Annotated in this window: 14 protein-coding genes and 2 pseudogenes; 5 read left to right on the top strand and 11 right to left on the bottom strand. The window is 63.2% G+C overall.

Annotation, left to right across the window (positions count from 1 at the left end; genetic code table 11):
• Window positions 1-16 precede the first annotated feature (16 nt).
• The gene (locus ACLQI9_RS24545; protein ID WP_442392323.1) at window positions 17-196 is read right to left on the bottom strand and encodes a hypothetical protein; all 180 of its coding nucleotides are present in this window, start codon (window positions 194-196) and stop codon (window positions 17-19) included.
• A gap of 193 nt (window positions 197-389) precedes the next feature.
• Window positions 390-791 (bottom strand): hypothetical protein, encoded by a 402-nt coding sequence (locus ACLQI9_RS24540; RefSeq protein WP_442392322.1) that lies wholly within the window; start codon window positions 789-791, stop codon window positions 390-392.
• Between the two features lie 57 nt (window positions 792-848).
• Here ACLQI9_RS24540 and ACLQI9_RS24535 point away from each other — a divergent pair, with 57 nt between their 5' ends.
• Both ACLQI9_RS24535 and ACLQI9_RS24530 read left to right on the top strand, forming a co-directional pair.
• Window positions 849-1,178: an acyltransferase family protein gene (locus ACLQI9_RS24535; protein ID WP_442392321.1), complete on the top strand. Its 330-nt coding sequence runs from the start codon at window positions 849-851 to the stop codon at window positions 1,176-1,178.
• A pseudogene (locus tag ACLQI9_RS24530) lies at window positions 1,145-1,615 on the top strand (SGNH hydrolase domain-containing protein); the annotation flags it as partial. The gene ACLQI9_RS24535 and the pseudogene ACLQI9_RS24530, both read left to right, overlap by 34 nt.
• A gap of 69 nt (window positions 1,616-1,684) precedes the next feature.
• On the opposite strand, the pseudogene ACLQI9_RS24525 reads toward ACLQI9_RS24530, so the two are convergent.
• The 9 genes and pseudogenes from ACLQI9_RS24525 to dpgA all read right to left on the bottom strand — a co-directional run.
• Window positions 1,685-2,998, bottom strand: a pseudogene (locus ACLQI9_RS24525) (IS256 family transposase); the annotation flags it as partial.
• A 284-nt stretch (window positions 2,999-3,282) separates the two neighbouring features.
• A complete protein-coding gene (locus tag ACLQI9_RS24520) occupies window positions 3,283-4,251 on the bottom strand; it encodes an FkbM family methyltransferase (RefSeq protein WP_442382827.1) in 969 nt (322 codons plus the stop codon).
• 27 nt (window positions 4,252-4,278) lie between these two features.
• A complete protein-coding gene (locus tag ACLQI9_RS24515; protein WP_442382826.1) occupies window positions 4,279-5,265 on the bottom strand; it encodes an aldo/keto reductase in 987 nt (328 codons plus the stop codon).
• Window positions 5,266-6,870, bottom strand: coding sequence for a GMC oxidoreductase (locus ACLQI9_RS24510; RefSeq protein ID WP_442382825.1), 1,605 nt, complete (start codon window positions 6,868-6,870; stop codon window positions 5,266-5,268).
• Window positions 6,871-6,951: 81 nt separating this feature from the next.
• The gene (locus ACLQI9_RS24505) at window positions 6,952-8,217 is read right to left on the bottom strand and encodes a glycosyltransferase (RefSeq protein ID WP_442382824.1); all 1,266 of its coding nucleotides are present in this window, start codon (window positions 8,215-8,217) and stop codon (window positions 6,952-6,954) included.
• Window positions 8,218-8,567: 350 nt separating this feature from the next.
• Window positions 8,568-9,818: an aminotransferase-like domain-containing protein gene (locus tag ACLQI9_RS24500; protein WP_442382823.1), complete on the bottom strand. Its 1,251-nt coding sequence runs from the start codon at window positions 9,816-9,818 to the stop codon at window positions 8,568-8,570.
• Window positions 9,815-11,038, bottom strand: a complete 1,224-nt coding sequence (locus ACLQI9_RS24495) for an enoyl-CoA hydratase/isomerase family protein (RefSeq protein ID WP_442382822.1) — start codon at window positions 11,036-11,038, stop codon at window positions 9,815-9,817. The genes ACLQI9_RS24500 and ACLQI9_RS24495 overlap by 4 nt, the downstream gene beginning before the upstream one ends.
• Entirely contained in the window at window positions 11,039-11,686 is a 648-nt protein-coding gene (gene dpgB, locus ACLQI9_RS24490) for an enoyl-CoA-hydratase DpgB (RefSeq protein WP_442382821.1), read from the bottom strand.
• A 7-nt stretch (window positions 11,687-11,693) separates the two neighbouring features.
• Complete coding sequence (gene dpgA, locus ACLQI9_RS24485; protein WP_442382820.1) at window positions 11,694-12,749, bottom strand: 3,5-dihydroxyphenylacetyl-CoA synthase DpgA; 1,056 nt, start codon at window positions 12,747-12,749, stop codon at window positions 11,694-11,696.
• Between the two features lie 62 nt (window positions 12,750-12,811).
• Between dpgA and dpgD the strand changes: the two genes are divergently transcribed.
• The 3 genes from dpgD to ACLQI9_RS24470 all read left to right on the top strand — a co-directional run.
• On the top strand, window positions 12,812-13,627 hold the full coding sequence (dpgD, locus tag ACLQI9_RS24480) for an enoyl-CoA-hydratase DpgD (RefSeq protein WP_442382819.1): 816 nt from the start codon (window positions 12,812-12,814) through the stop codon (window positions 13,625-13,627).
• A gap of 421 nt (window positions 13,628-14,048) precedes the next feature.
• A complete protein-coding gene (locus tag ACLQI9_RS24475) occupies window positions 14,049-14,279 on the top strand; it encodes an MbtH family protein (RefSeq protein WP_442382818.1) in 231 nt (76 codons plus the stop codon).
• A 17-nt stretch (window positions 14,280-14,296) separates the two neighbouring features.
• On the top strand, window positions 14,297-16,747 hold a 2,451-nt coding region (locus tag ACLQI9_RS24470; protein WP_442392328.1), incomplete at its 3' end, for a non-ribosomal peptide synthetase.

The following is a 16,747-nucleotide window of genomic DNA, read 5'->3' as shown; positions in this document are numbered from 1 at the left end:
GGTGGCCAGCACTTGATTATCGAGACACGGTACCGCTTGCTCGGTCCGCCAGTGCGGAAAATCCACTGTCGGCCACGCCCGGCAATTCAAGCGACCGATTGCCAGCATGCACGCGGCCGGCGGCCTGTTTGGCCGCATCGGCGGTCTTCTCGTAGTAGGCGACGCTCCAGCGCGACAGCCGCGAAATCGTCCACACGCTCGACCACCTCCCGACCCCGGCGGCTCGCGTCCCGAGATGGAGACGAGCACTGCGGTGGCCGCGCTCTGCGCGGCCACCGCAGTGCTTCTGGGCGTGGATGCTTGTCACAACCCCTGATATTACGTCGTCTGTATACGCGGTCTTCGACGTGACTTTGAAAGCACTGTTGAACTGCTCAAACGTAGTGGAGCTAAGGGGATTTGGACCTCTTTCTCGCCTCGACTGCCTGGTAGGTGAGTACCTCACGTTGTTGAAAAGCGAAGTCGCGGTATGTGTCACGCGCGATCAGCCGCCAGCCAGGTTCCGACATCGGCGCATGCCGGATGCGATAAGCGGCGGACTCGCCACGGGTTGCTATCCACTCCCAATATGAACCGGCGAAGGTTCTGTGATCGAACCGATCGAGCGAGAGCTTGTAGCCTGGTGTTCCCGCAGCCAGCCAATCGTCGAAGGCGCCGTGATACATCGGCCAGCTGCAACAGGATTCATCAATCTCGGCGGCTGGGACGCCGGCTTTCGTAAGGCGTTCGGCCGCCGCCCATAGTGTTCCCTGCTCTGCGAAGTTCGACCGAATCCACAGCGACACAAGCATAAGCACGCTGGTACCGGTGCTACGAACCCCGTGACTCGCGCCCTTGCCGTCGATCCAATGGTCAGGATCGGCGACTGGTCGTACTCCATCTACTTGTGGCACTGGCCCTTCATTGTGTTTGCCCGAGCGCTCTGGCCGGACAGCCGGACGGCGCTTCTGATCGCTGCCGGTGTGTCGTTCATTCCCGCGCTCGCTTCCTACCGCTGGCTTGAGAAGCCGATTCGCAATCTTCAAGGACTTGGTGGCTGGCGGGTGGTGAGAATCGTCTCGATCACGCTGCTCGTGCCTCTGTTGGTTTCTGCATCGATCCACCTCGTGGCCAATCAGGCTACTGGTCGCCAGGGATCCGGGCGATGCAAGACGCGGTTCTCAAACCCCATGCGATGAGGTTCGGGTGTTCGGCTGTCACCAACCTCGTTTCCGGGGAGCTTATCCATCCATGCGAGCTTGGTGCACAGTGGAAGGCTCGCGACGGCGTCTGGAACGCCAACACAGCGGGAAAGCCGATCTACGTCGTCGGGGACTCGACCGCCTGGCACTTCAGTGACGCAGCCATCGGTGCCAGCGGCCTTCTCGGAAGGCCGCTGAGCGTGATCAGTCTTCCAAGCTGCCCGTTTAAGGATGTGTTCATTCAGTCGCCGAACCGCAAGAAGAACGCATGTCGACAGGGGTACGAGAGCGTAATGCGCTGGCTGGGTGAGCAGCCGCCGGGCATTGTCGTAATCTCGGACCTGAACCATTGGTACCGAAAGACTGATCTTGCGTTCGGCCTAGACTCCCAAGCGCTCACAACAAGCCCGGCCGGACGCGCGCGGGTACTCGATGACGGACTGACGTCCACGATCGTGACACTCAAGCATGCCGGTCACTCTGTGCTCGTCGTTCACGGTCTTGGTCTTGGTTGTCTTGGTGGTGCGGGGACGGAGTTGACGGGGTGGTTCAAGGAGCTGGTGGCGGAGGTCTTGCAGCTGGCGGATGGTCGCCGATGTCTGGGTGAGGCCGCGCCAACCGCGGCTGGCCCGATCGAGCACGGCCCAGACCAGCGACAGGCAGGTGGTCTCGCCGGGGAGCCGGCCGATGACCTTGACGCGACGGCGGGATTCCCCGAAGGTGCGTTCAATGAAGTTGGAGTGCCGGATGCGTTTCCAGTGCTCGCGTGGGAAGCGCAAGTGCACGGTGAGCGAGGCGAAGTCGTCTTCTAGGCAGGCGACCGCCTTGGGGTAGAGCTTGCGGTAGCGGGCGGCGAACTCGCCGGCGCGGCGGGTCGCCTCAGCGACGGCCCGTTCGCCGGGAGCCTGGTCGATGTTGTCGAAGATCGACCAGAACGCCGCCTTGATCTCGGCCTCGGCCGATTTGGGCACCTTGGCGATCGCGTTGCGGCAGCGATGGATGAGACAACGCTGGCGCAGGCTCTGGCGGAAAGTGGTCTCCAACGCCGAGATCAGGCCCGGGGCGCCGTCAGAGATGCCCAGCAGCGGCGGGCGTAGCCCCCGATCCTTGAGCTCGCCGAGGAAGTCGGCCCACGCGTCGGTGGACTCCGATCCCGCGGGGGCCAGGCCGATGAAGACCGGCTTGCCGTCGGTGGTGATGCCCCAGGCGGCCAGCACCGGCTCGGCCGGGGCGTTGGGATGCATGCGGAAGTTTGACGCGTCCAAGAACAAGTAATCCAGGACGATGTCATCCAGCCGCCGCGCGCACCAGGCGGCAAACTCATCCTTGATGGCCGAGCAAATCCGGCTCACTGTCGAGCGGGATAGGGCTGCCTGCGCGCCCAGCACCTCGGCCAAGGCCGCCTCGATGTCGCGGTCCGACAGGCCCCGCACCCAACCCGAGATCACCAACGCTTCGAGGGCGTTGGTGCGGGTCACACCGTCACCGAACAGGCGGGAGCAGAACCGCTCGTCGGTGTCCCGCAGCTTGGGGCGCTGCAGCTCGACCGGGCCCATCGTCGTCTTCACCGTCGACGGCGGTTGGTAGCCATTGCGATACCCGGCCGGGCCGTCCTCGTCCCGCCGCTCGTGGCGCGCCCGGCACAAGAACGACTCCACCTCGGCCTCCACGGCCGTCTGGAACAGCAGACGCACGGACAGACGCCCGACATCCTCCAAGATCTCGGTCAGGGGTCGCTCAGTAGCGGCGAACAGCTGGTCAATCTCAGCGCGCACACGGTCGATCGGCGATACTCGCGGTTGGTCACGGGTGTAGATCCTCCTTCGTAGCTTTGGCAGGTTTCGAAGGAACCTACGCCCGTGACCATTTACACCAGCGGATGGACGCCACCAAGTTGAACACCGCGCCCATTTGACACAGAGAGGCGCCACTACCGAATCCGCTCATTGCTGCACAGCGGCGCATTTCACACAATCGTCAACGCGTAGGCCCTTCCACCGGCCATCGTGGAACTTGGGCAGACCCCATGACCCAAGCCATCATCGATCGCACCCGTAGAAATCACCGCCGAAAACACGGTCCGAACCCGCTCAGGCCGGCACTAGACATCCCAGGAGTAACGAGGGCGTTCGTGCACAAAGATTTCGTCAAAGAAAAGTAGACCCTGATACTCGAAGCCTGACGTCGTCAGTAAATCATAAACTTCAGAAAACCTAGGACTGTGCTCAACGCCTATGACATTGACCTGCACCCTGTCGAAGTCAATACCACGCAGAACTTCGAGCTCAGCACCTTCGACATCGATTGACAGGTAGTCCACTATTTTCACACCGCAATCGTTAAGCACGGTATCGATACGATGGCATGGCACGCTCGCTACGCTTTGGTTGAGCTTCATGGTCTTGCTTGCCCATTCCACCCGGTCAACTTGGCCCATGTGTTCAGGTATTCCGCTCAGCATGGCGCCCCCATGGCTCGAATCGAGCATCATTTGTAGCAGGCTGCGAGGCGGACGTGGTTTACCGCTTTCGCGGTGCTCTCTTTCTGAGAGTGCAAGGAAGGGGATCGGACCGTCCTGATGGTAAGCACACCCTTGGATCACGCGGCAGGATCGAGTAGCTCGCAGCACGTCAAATGCGGATGGATTGGGCTCGAACGCAACACCTTTCCATTGCAGGCGCTTTTCGAAGTAAGATGTATTGCTGCCCAGAATTCCGTCGAATGCGCCCGCATCAATAAAGAAGCCAGGCCCCCGGTCCTTGAAGAACCACCGATTCAGAAACATATCCTGGCCAACTTGGCTTTGGTAACCCTGTCCGAACCGCGATGCAGAGAAAACATCTCGATAGATGTCTTTTGCGGATAGCCCGGGATCATGATTTCGGAACAGGTAGCCAATTGCTCCACCTCTGGGTCCGGGCGTCGTTGTTTGCTCCAGAACTTTTCCTAAAGAGTGTGTCTCAGTGAGGGAAACGATCCTTCGAATCAGTGGAAACCGCGCCAAGTAGACGGTTACTCCGAGCGCGATTCCTTGGAAAAGCCGGGGAACTTTAATGAGGTAATCTAACATTCGTACCGTAGCCTTGTTCGGAGGTCTTCATTGCGAGGCCTGACCTGTAGCGAGCCAGTGGAGCGTGGCTTCATCCAGCCTCAGAGACAGTGCGGCTACGTTCTGCGCGAACTTATCAAACGTCGTGCAACCGACTACGGCAAAAGCATGGAGCGGGTGGCGCAGAACGTAGGCGAGCGCAACCTGTGCGACAGTGACGTGATGCCGGCGCGCGAACATCCTTGCGCGCTCCAGCCTTTGGATGTTCGTTTCGGTGCCGAAGTAGGTTGCGCACCACCGGCTCACGCGGTTCGCGTCTGGATTCTTCGGATCATAGTGGTTTGAAAAGAATCCGCGGGCGAGGCTGGAATACGCGAACACCGACACCCCGTGCGTCGAATACCATTCTCTTGCGGCGCGCTGGCCGTCCCCTCCCAGTGTGACAGACCCAGGCCACGGAGATCGCGTCCAGTCGGCAAGGCTGAATTGAACGCTCGACGCGCTAAATGGTTTCAAACCGTTGTTGGCGGCAAACGTGTTGGCGCTAGCAATTCGCTCGTGGGATCGGTTCGACGCCCCTATCGCGCTGATCTTACCCTCGTCGATATGACGGTTGAGCTGTTCCATGAGCGGTTCGACTCGCGCAGTGGGGTCGTCGTAGTGAAGCAGATACATGTCAATGAAATCAGTGCCGAGCGCCTTGAGGGATGCGTGGAGGTCGTGCGACACGGCGGACGGAGAAAGCCGCGGATGTCCTAAGCGGCTGGGATGACATCCCTTACTGATGACCACAACCTTGTCGCGGTTCCGGCGTTCCCGAATCCAGGCCCCCAGCGTCCGTTCGCTGTCCCCATAGATGCGCGCCGTGTCGAATGCGTTGCATCCGAGTTCGAATGACCGATCCAAAAGCGAGAAGGCCTGTTGCTCAAGGCTTTGATTGGGCAGCCACGGTAATCGCCGGCCCCGCAATCGATCGGTGCCGAAGACGATTCGGGAGACTGGCTTATCAATCCCGGTAACCTTCCTGTAGTCCATTTAGTTCACGCACTTCGCATACTCACGAACGATGAACCGACACGCTCGAACCGTGAGGGCCATCATCGTGAGCGCGGGATTCTGGAATCCGGGGGAGACAAAGCATGCGCCGTCGGTCACGAACACGTTGTCAGCATCCCAGCACTGACAGTACGGGTTCAGCACCGAGTTGTCTGGTTTGTCGCCCATGCGCGCGCCGCCGGTCTCGTGAATGGCTCCCCCAGGCCACAAGGCACCGTAGTTTGCCAGGACCAAGGATCGAAGCAGTCGGAAGGGGGTACTCCGGCGACCAAAATCGAGGTTCTTGTCGACCTGCAGGCCGCCGGCGGCGGCAATTTCTGGAAGCTTCCGCTTCATGTGGGCAACCATATTGACTTCATCGTGAGAATGGCTGCAGTCGATTCTGGCTACGGGGATCCCCCATGCGTCCTTGACGGTCGGATCGAGGGACACGTGATTTTCGTATCGGGGCTGCATTTCGCCAAATGCGCCTAGGCTCCACATCGGCCTGCCGCGGCCAATCGAGACCTGAATGCCGTAGCCGCCAGGAAAGTTCTTCGATTCCTTTTCGCAGAAGCTCGGAATGTAGAGGCCCGCTACCGCAAAGTCGAACCCATCTTCGTTGGGAGCGGGCTCGACGTCCCCTTCAGACACCTTGCCGGTCTGCACGTACGCAACGTGGTCGCACAGATAGCGACCGAGATGGCCCAACGATCCGCCGACACCTGACGGATGCTTCGCGCATTTCGAATTCAGAAGGATCCGCACGCTCTCGATCGCCGACGCGCAGAGGACGACGACCTTTCCCTGAACTGTCCGCGTATTCTTTGTCAATCGCTCGATGTATTCAACTCCGGTCGCCTTCCCCGACTGCGCATCGATCAGCAGTCGGCTCACGATGGCGTCTGTTCGGATCTCGAGGTGGCCCGTTGCCAGAGCGAGTCGCATAGGAAGCGGAACCCTGTTGTTGTCGTACTTGACGTTCCTCGCGTACGTCACGCGGACGTTCGGAAGTCGTTTCTCGACATTGGTAAGGAACGCTTCTTCGATCTTTGTCGTTTTCGCGGGTCCGATGAACTCTCCGTCCGGACAGTTTGGAATGCCTGCGGGTCTCCCGTAGACGCCGAGCGTCCGCTCGACGATGTCGTAGTACGGCGCCAGGTCTTCGTACGACAGCGGCCAATCGACGCCGTCTCCACGGACGCTGGCGGCTTTGAGTTCGTAATTCGACATGCGGGGTGCATGTCTAGACCACGTGTGGAGGCGGCCGCCGAGTTGTCGGCCCCTGAACCAGAGGAACGTTTTTCCCCGCGCCATCGTGTATGGATTCTCTCTGTCGTTAACGTAAAACTGCTTGGTGGTCTCGGAGAAGGGTGAGCACCGCGCCTGAACGTGCTGGCCCTGAATCGCCGATTTGACGCGCCCCACAATCCCGTTCGCGCCCACCTCTGCGTCGGCAGGAAAGTCATGGACGATGTCCAGGTTCCTGCCGGCCTCGAGCAGAACAACCTTCAGACCGCCTTCCGTCAACTCCTTGGCAGCCCACGAGCCGGAGGCTCCGGAGCCGACGACGATGGCGTCATACGTTGATTCACTTCTGCTCATACGTGCGTGTCTCGTTTCATGCGTGCGCGACTCGTTCGCCATTGACCGGCGCCGACCATCCCGACTGCCCGCCGTCGCCGATCAGCCAACGCGCCGCAGGCGGGCGAAATCTTCCACGAGATCGGCGGTGGCCGCAACGCTTTCGGCGGGTTTAGTCATCCGGGTGGCGATCTCGCGGGCCCGGGCGACGTATTGCGGGGCGAGGATCCGGCGCAGGTCCGCGACCAGGGATTCCCGGGTACTGGTCGAAAAGCGCCGGGCGGTGCCCACTTTCAGTCGTTTGACCGCAGCTGCCCAGTACGGCTGATCGCCCGCCCACCAGAGGATCAGGGTGGGGACTCCGGCGCGCAGGCCTGCGGCCGTGGTGCCCGCGCCACCGTGGTGGACGACCGTGCGGCAGGCGGGAAAGATCGCCGCGTGGTTCACCGCACCCACAACCTTGACATGCTCGAAATGTGGGACGCGGCTGAAGTCACTCCAGCCGGCGCAAACCAACGCCCGCTCGCCTATCTGCGCGCAGGCCGCGCTGATCATGGTGAGCGTGTCGGCCGGAGATTCGACCGGCATGCTGCCAAAGCCGAAGTAAATCGGCGGTGTTCCCGTGGCAATCCACGAGGCGACCTCGTCATCGGCATCCGTCGTCAACTCCATCGTCAGCGTGCCGACAAAGGGCCGTTGGCCATTCCATTTCGCCCATTCGGCTGCCAGCCCGGGGAAGCAAACCTCGTCGTAGGCCTGAATCTCGAGCGATCCGCGCTCTGTGATCCGTCGCGGCGATGGGCCTGTTGCCTTCGGTAGCCCCAGTTCACGACGCTGCGCGTCCTCGAGTTTCTTCGCCAGGCGCCAAGCCAGCCAGCCTTTCATCGTCATTGCAGAGCGGGTCAACGGCGCCGGCAGGAATGGCCGGAGCTGGCCGTTGGGCCGCACCGGGAAGTAGTGCAGTGTGGCCAAAGGAATGTCGTAATACTCCGCGACGTTGGCGGCGGCGTCCTCGAACACCCGGCCGGTGAAGACCAGGTCGGCCTTGTCCGCCAGCGACGTCAGTGTCGTGCTGATCCCCCGCCAGCATTGGTTACGGAACTCCCAAGATTCGCGCCACAACCTGATCCGACCCCGGAGCCTCCAGGGGCTGTGGGTTGAACACGCCAAGTTGCGCCGCGCTTCCATCAGTATCTGGGTATCCAGCCCGTAAGCGACCGCCTTAAGCCCAGCCGACTCGACGAAGCCAACCAGGTTGGGCGGGACCGCCACGCGCACTTCGTGTCCCCGGCGCAGCAGCTCACGGCCGACAGCGACGCACGGCTCGACATCACCGCGACTTCCATCGCTTGCCAGCACAAATTTCATCGCAGATCCTGGCCCTCAGTTGTCGTGCGCGTGGGCGACGTCAGGGGCATCGGTCATTATCCCTGGTCCGTCGGCTGTCGGCTGGGCGTTGGCCAATTGGCTTCGGCCGTTGGTTTCGACGGGAGCCGCGGCAGCACGGCCACCGACGCGGTGTCCGCGATGCGCACGCAATACACCTTGACGACCCCGTCAGAGGGGTACGCGATCATCGACTCTGCCGTCAAGGTGTACTGCCATCGCTGTCACGATGGCATTAAACTACGCCGGGCCGTTCACGATCAGCGAGAAGCGGTCGAACGCCTCCTCGCGGTCGCGTCCGGCCGGTCGGACCAGGTTAGTGGTATCGGTGCTCACCAGGCCTCCGTCTCTTGCGGTTTTTCGCGTAGGAAGCCGCCTAGACGGCGAACCCCCTCCCTGATCTGGTCGATCGGCACGCGGCTACACGACAGCCTCAACTGCTGGTCACCGTGATGGCCGGCGTAGAAGTCACGCATCGGGGTCCATAGCACGCCATGGCGTTCGGCGCACCGTTCGAGCGCGGCATGATCCTGTTCCCGGTGGGTCTGCATCACGACGAAGAATCCGCCCCGGGGCCGGTTCCAGCCAAGTCCGAGTTCAGTGGCGTCGGGGAACTCGTCGTCCAATGCGGCCAAGAGCAAATCCCGCTTCTCTCGGTATGCCTGTGCCAGCACGCGCTCGCGGTCGGCGAGGGCAGCCGGATCTGACAGCAGCAAGCCCGCGACCATGGCCTGGTTGAGTGGCGAGGTGTTGACCGTGGTGGTGTTCTTCAGGGTGGCCAGCCAGGCCGCCAGGGTTGACCCGTGCCACGGCTGATTGGCGACCACATAGCCCACCCGGACGCCGGGGCAGCACACCTTGGAGAAGGTGCCGACCTGGATCACCACCCCATGTTTGTCCAGAGCCTTCAGGCTTGGCGGGATCCCAGGATCGGTGAAGCCGTAGGTGGTGTCTTCGATCAATAGCACGTGGCGCTCCCGGGCGGCGCGCAACAGTTCCAGCCGAGCCTGCCGAGGAATCACGGTGCCGGAAGGGTTGGCGAAGTCGGGTGCGACGTACAAGGCGCGCAGCGGCTCGTCAACGGCCTCCGCTCGGGCACACGCGGCCTCGAGGTCGGCGGTGGTGACGCCCTCGGCGCCCTCGAGAACGTCCGCAGTCCGCGTGCCCAGGAAGATGGCCGCACCGCGGATCCCGGCGAAGGCTGGGGCAACGATGCCCAGGGTTCCGGAGCGATGGAGTTCCAGTGCGCGAAGGACGAGGATGAACCCCTCCTGTGCGCCGACGGTGATGGTGATATCGGATTCGCCGACAGCGAAGCCGGCGGTGGCGGCGAGCACCCGGGCGAGATCAGCGTTGACGATCCCCTGGCTGGGGCCGTACTGGAACAGGGCGTCCCACCCTGGCGCCCCGCTGCTGGAGCGGCCGGCAACATCGTCGACAGCCGCGATGAGGCGCTCGCGGGTGATGCCGTCCAGCACGGGTGCCCCCGGGGCGAAGGAGATGGCTTGCGGGTAGCGGGCCATCACCTCGTTGAGGAATCCGATCGCGCCGAAAATCTGGGCTTCGGTCGACGCGACCGTCATGGAGCACTCGACAGCTTGCGAAGCACGTCGCGAGCGTGCATGCGCTCGGCCTGGACGACGGCGAAGTCGGCGAGGTACGTCGCGAACTCATCCTCGGGCTCGATGCCGTGGGCGAGCATTAGCTTGTTGGGCGCCACCGCCGGCTCCGACAGCGCCGCGGCCACCGATTCCACGGTCGCGTCGACGTCTGCTCCGCAGACCACGGCGTCGACCAGCCCGGCCTGCATCGCCTCGGCGCCGGTCAGACGACGCCCACGCAGGATTAACTCACGGGCGAGCGGCACACCGACACGGCCGGGCAGGCGAAGGTTGGCTACGCCGGGAACGATGCCCTCGCTCGCGGCGGGCAAGCTCAGCCAGGCGTCATCGACGGCGATCACGTGGTCGACCACCAGGGTGAGCTGCATGCCGCCGCCGATGGCGAAGGAATCGATGACGCAGATCCACAGCCGGGCGACGTCGTGGCCGGTCTCGAGGTCATGCACCCCACGGGCCAGCTTCGACAACAGGCCCGCCTCGCGACCGATCAAAAAATCCAGGTATGAGATCTTGCCGGCAGCGAGGTGCTTGAGGTTGATCCCGGCGCAGAATACTCGCTTGCCGGCGTACGACGCGTGCTCCATCGGAGCGCCCCGGATCACTCCAACCGAGGTGGTGGGGTCCATGGTCACCACGTCGACGGCTACCTCCAGATCGTGCACGAACTGGTTCGTCTCCGCGTTCAGCGTCCTGGTATTGGCCAACGTCAGCTCGACAAAGTTGGCCGCGCGTCGCAGCGTGACGGTCTCCAGGACGAGCTCACCGGAGGCCTGGAACTGCGCGGCGTGGGCGGCGGACTCGGGCAGTGGCGTGCGCATGTCAGCGAGCGCCGGGATAGCGGTGGCCGGGTTGCGCAGCAGAGCTCGCAGGAACCGGCTTTGGTCGCGCTCCAGGCGGAGCCGTTCGCTCGGGGCGAGCTCCTCATCGTGCTTCCTGGTCACCCGATCAGGCAGCAGGTCGGGCAGCTGGTCACCGGCGGCGCGCACCAGGTCACCGAGCCTGCGGTTACCGCAGTAGGTGGCCGTCAAGGCTTGGTAGACGTCCACAATGTGCTCGTCAAACCAGGCCGCGGCGACGCGCAGCTCCGCATCTGTCGACGGCCGGTGCCACGGACTGGGCCGGCTGCGTCGGGCCGCGACGCCCGGCGAGGCGATGTCCGCGGCGGGAGCACTGTCGGTCATCTAGTCGACCTCCACCCCGCGCCGCCGCAGATAGCGCTCACACGCCGCGAGATGGGTTCCCAGGGCTTCGTCGTAGCTGGTGTGGGTGGCCTCCGCGACCAGCTGGCGGACGACTCGAAGATCATCCAGCCCCGCCACCGCCGCCCGGAGTTTCTCCACCTCGGCCTCGGGGTCGTCGGTAATGACGTCGACCAGGCCGCTGACAAGCGCCGCATGGGCGTGCACCGGTTCACCGAGCAGTGCCAGCCGAATGGTCTGGGCGGGCCCGACCAGGTGGACAAGGCGGAATAGCGCGGTGCCGGGCCAGACCGCGCCGTTGTTGTGCCAGATCACTTCGGAGCCCGGGGCAGCGATACGGAAGTCGCAGGCCAGCCCGACCTCGAGCGCGCATCCACCGACCCGTTGTCCGAACAGGGCCACCGTGGTCGCCAGCGAGCGCTCGATCAGGTGCAGGGCGCGTTCCCAGCCTTTGACATCGGTGATGCCGTCGCCGGGCGACAGGTGCTCCGTCCCGGACTCGCGCAGGTCGATGATTGCCAGGCCGCTCGCCTGGGATCGGACGAAGTCGCCCACCACCTGCGTGCGGCTGGCGAGGTCGCCCGCCGGCAGAGCGAAGGAGTTTGTGCGCTCCTCGGACGGCTCGATCATTGCGTCCTCATGCCCACTGGATGAGGGCCATTTCGATGGTCGAACCGGGGCCCATTGTGGTAATCACTCCGCGGTCCCCCGGTTGGACGACGTTCTCTCGGTTCAGTCGCTCAAGGGAGAACAGGAACGACCCGCTAGAGAGGTTGCCGTAGTCGCGAAGCACGCTCACGGTGTGGCGGACGTCGTGGCGGCTCAACCCCAGGTTGACCCGCAGCGCGTCGATGACCTTTTTACCTCCGGAGTGCACCAACCAGTGCTCGATATCGGCGTTGTCCAGCCCCGTGCCGGCCAACAGGCGGCTCAGTGCGGTCTCGGCGTTGGCGCCGATCAGGTAGGGGATCTGTGGGTCGAGGTAGAAACTGAACAGGCCGTAGCTGTTGTCCCAGTCGTAGCGCATGGCCTCCAGCGCTTCCAGGATGATGTGGCTGCTGGTCTTGAGCACCAGTGGGTGCGGCGACTCGGCTAAATGCGGATCGGTGCTGATCGCCAGCGCGGCGGCGCCGTCGCCGAACAATGAGTTGACGACGGCGGTCCGCATTGTGCCGTCGAAAACGTAAGCGGCCGAACATGTCTCGACGCAAATCAGCACGGCTAGCCTGCCGGGGTGAGTCTCGGCCCAGGCACAGACCGGCGTCAATCCGTTGAGTCCGCCGTTGCAGCCCATGCCGACCACGTCGAGCCGTGCGCAGTCCGGCCGCATGTCCCGGTGCTTCATCAGCCGCGCGGACATCCCAGGGGTCAGGTAACCGGTGGTGGTCACACAGCACAGGTAGTCGACGTCGACAGGAGTGCGGCCCACATTCGCCAGGCACTTGTCCATGGCCTCGGCGGCCATCTTGATGCCCCACTCGCGATGCTTCTCAAGAAGTTGCCCCTGGCTTTCGGGCCCGGGTCGGCCGTCGGCGTCGCGCAGAGGCAGCACCAAGTGCCGGGAGACGATCGAGCTGTTCTTGAACAGCGAGCGGATCTTGTCGTCCTCGATGGCGAGCTGGTCGATCAGTTCGTCTTGGGTGTAGCGGAACGGCGGGACGCTGGTCCCGACCGCGCAGAGGCGCGCCTGCATCAGGCTTCCTTACCGAGGCGCGGCAATGGTCGGGCCACCACGGCCCGGCCTAGTCTGGCGACATGGCTGCTGCCTTGAGTGAGTTCGAGTTTGTCGGATATGACAAGCGTGATCGGGTAGCCACGATCACCATGCGGCGCCCCGAGGTGCTCAACGCCATGAATGTGCGCATGCATGAAGAGCTCGCCCGGGTCTGGGAGGACTTCGAGTCCGATCCGGACGTCTGGGTCGGCGTCCTGACCGGTTCGGGTGATCGCGCATTCAGCGTCGGACAGGACCTCAAAGAACTCGCGGATCGCGACGCGCGCGGAGCCGCGGGGTTGTCGTCGTTCGGGAGCAGGGACAAGCCGGGTGCACCGCGGCTCACCGACCGTTTCGATATCACCAAACCTCTGGTCGCCAAGGTGCGCGGATACGCGTTGGGTGGGGGCTTCGAGCTGGCGCTGGCCTGCGACCTGATCGTTGCCTCCAGCGACGCGGAGTTCGCATTGCCCGAGGTGCGCCTGGGGCTGGTAGCCGGTGCCGGCGGGGTGTTCCGGCTGGGCCGTCAGCTGCCCCCGCGGGTGGCCGCCGGCTACCTGCTCACCGGCCGACGCATGACCGCGCACGACGCGCTGCGCTACGGCTTGGTCAACGAGGTGGTCGCGCCCGAGCGCCTCGACGTCGCGACGCAGGCCTGGGTCGACGACCTGCTGCGCGGCGCACCGCTGGCCGTGCGCGCGGCGAAGCAAGCCATGTGGCACTCGCTGGACCTGCCGCTGCCGGACGCCTTCGACGAGGCCTATCCGTGCGAGGAACTGCGCAAGCGCAGCAACGACGCCAAGGAGGGCCCCCGGGCCTTCACCGAGGGCCGGCCACCGTCGTGGACCGGTACGTGAATGTCTAAGCAGGGTAGTCCCCGAAAGCCCACCGGTAGACCTAGCACGGCTCTCGCAGTGCCAGCTCGCCGCCACCTGGGGCGCGTCCCCGTCCTTGGTGCTGGTCATGTCATCTCCAGTTGTGCCAGGATTGCGGGGCACTACCAGGTTAGCTGGCGCGGACAGGAATGACGCGTTGTTTGCGTCCTTTGCGGCGAAGTCGCGTCAGCAGGAGCGAAACCTCGTGCTGGTGGCTGCTATTCGGTACAGCAGCCGCCGGGGCAGCTCCTCAAACAACAGGCTGTACCCGCGCAAATGCGCCCCTATTTGCAGTTGCATAGGTCACGTTCAGAAACTTTGTCGAAACTCCGGATCGACCCTGTTGGCCTTCATTAGTGTTGGAACACTTTCCACCCATGTCGACAGACGGGCTAGAGAAGCGGTGAGCATCAATCCGTTCGACGACGCCGATGGCAGCTTTTCCGTCTTGGTCAACGACGAGGATCAACACAGCCTGTGGCCGACCTTCGCCGATGTTCCGGCCGGCTGGCGGGTGGTGTATGGCGAAGCGGACCGTGCTGCATGTCTGGACTACATAGAACGGAATTGGAGCGATATACGGCCAAAGAGTCTGCGCGACAGGCTGGCAGAGGACCGTGACTTCGATCACTGAACCGGAGGGAGAGTCTTATTGAACTTGATGACCGGGCGCTTCCGCTGACGCGGGCACAGCTGGATATTTGGCTTGCGGAGGAAACGGGTCGCTTCGGCGCGAAGTGGCAGCTGGGTGTGCTTCTGCGAATCGCGGGCCCGATCGACCCTGGCTTGTTTGAGTCGGCGATCCGTCAAGTAGTACGCGAGGCCGAACCACTGAGAGCCGCCTTTTTCCAGCTGGACGGCCAGGTTTTCCAAAAGGCGGTTGACTACCCCGACGTTGAGCTTGCTCGCTACGACCTCACCTCCTCACAGGATCCTGTCCGGGACGCCTATCGGCTAGCATCATCGATCCAACGCACAAAGATGCAGTTTAGCGGTCCGCTGTTCAAATTTGCGTTGTTGCAGACGCGGGTTGATGAATTTTATTGGTTCGTTTGCTGCCATCATATGGTCGTAGACGGAATCAGCCTCGCTGTTGTTTGTCATCGGATCGCAGACATCTATTCCGCAATTGCTTCTGGTGCGTCGATTCCTCCTGCTTTTTTTGGGTCGCTGAGTGATCTGGTTGATTGTGAGTTAGAATATGAAGCGTCCACCGATTATCTCGATGATCAAGCCTATTGGGCGAGGAACCTTCCGCCGGAAAGCGAACAAGGTTATCGGTTGGCGCACGCCGCGGGCGGGCGTGAGCCGGATGAGTCTTCCGCACCGGTTCAATTGGACCCTTTCGTCGTTGCCGGGATTCACGAGTTGTCGCGGGCGTTGGGGGTGCGTAGCTCGTCGTTGATTACTGCGGCCTGCGCGCTCCTCGTGCGTGGGTGGGGCGTCAAGGGTCCGGAGTTGGCGCTCGATTTTCCGGTGAGCCGGCGTGTGCGTCCGGAGGCACAGACGGTCCCCGGAATGATTTCCGGGGTTGTACCGGTGGTGTTCAAGGCTTGGCCCGGGTCTGCGGTTGCTGGTTTTTGTGAACATGTCGACGCGCGAATGCGAGAAGCGCTGCAGCATCAGCGGTTTCCGGTACACGTTCTTGAGAACAAGGCGCGTTTCCGCGACTCCAGGCAGGCGTCGAATCGGGTAGTTGTTAATTTAATTCCGACTACACATATGGGTGATTTTGCTGGTGCTCCGGTATCGGCGACCCTGACCCATTCTGGGCTCGTGGATCAGTTTGGGCTGGTGTTTTTTAAGGACGGTGATCAGCTTTTTCTCAGCACGCAGGGTGCTGGGCAATTGTTTTCCAATTGTGATGTCTTCGATTTAGCCGAGCGGGTGGAGCGGGTGGTGGCGGCAATGACCGCGGACCCGACCCGGCGGTTGTCGTCGATCGATGTGCTCGGTGAGGCCGAGCACGCTCGGCTGGATGGGTGGGGTAATCGGGTGGCGATGACCCAGCCCGCGCCTGCGCCGATGTCGGTACCGGCGATGTTTGCTGCGCAGGTGACCCGGATTCCGGAGTCGGTGGCGATCGTCTTCGGGGCCCTGTCCCTGACGTATCGGGAACTGGATGAGTCCGCAAATCGGTTGGCGCACTTGCTGTCCGGCCAGGGTATCCGCCCGGGTGCGTGCGTGGCATTGCTGTTGGAGCGCTCGGCTCAGGCTGTCGTCGCCATGCTGGCGGTGCTGAAGACCGGAGCGGCTTACCTGGCGATTGACCCCGCACTGCCCGACGCGCGGATCGGGTTCCTGCTCGATGATGCCGCGCCGATGGCCGCGATCACCACCACCGAGTTGTGCGGGCGGCTGCACGAGCGCGACCTGCGGGTGATCGATATCGACGACCCTGCTGTCGACACCCAACCCAGTTCGGCATTGCCGGCGCCGGCCCCCGATGACATTGCCTACCTGATCTACACCTCGGGCACCACCGGTAGGCCCAAGGGGGTGGCCATCAGCCACCACAACGTGACCCATTTGGCGGAGTCATCGCCGACGCACCTGCCGGCGGCGCAGGTGTGGACGCAGTGTCACTCCTATGCGTTCGACTTTTCGGTGTGGGAGATCTGGGGCGCGCTGTTGCATGGTGGACGCCTGGTGGTGGTGCCCGAGTCGGTGGTCAGTTCACCGGACGACTTCCACGCCTTGCTGGTCACAGAACAGGTCAATGTGCTGACCCAAACCCCCTCGGCGGTAACCGCACTCAGCTCGCAGGGATTGGAGTCGGTGGCGTTGTTGCTTGGTGGAGAGGCCTGCCCGGTCGAGGTGGTGGATCGGTGGGCGCCGGGCCGGGTGGTGATCAACGCTTACGGCCCTACCGAGGCCACGGTGTATTCGTCGCTGAGCGCACCGCTGTCGGTTGGAATCGACGTGGTGCCGATCGGTGCACCGGTCTCGACTTCGGCGCTGTTCGTCCTCGACGAGTGGTTGCGGTGGGTGCCGGTGGGGGTGGTGGGGGAGTTGTATGTGGCCGGTGCCGGTGTCGGCGTTGGGTATCTGGGCCGGGCGGGGTTGACGGGGTCGCGGTTTGTGGCGTGTCCGTTCGGGGTG

Source organism: Mycobacterium sp. (assembly GCF_052143115.1).
Classification (GTDB): domain Bacteria; phylum Actinomycetota; class Actinomycetes; order Mycobacteriales; family Mycobacteriaceae; genus Mycobacterium.
Note: the sequence above shows the minus strand (reverse complement) of the source record. Positions and strands in the feature narration are given on the sequence as shown.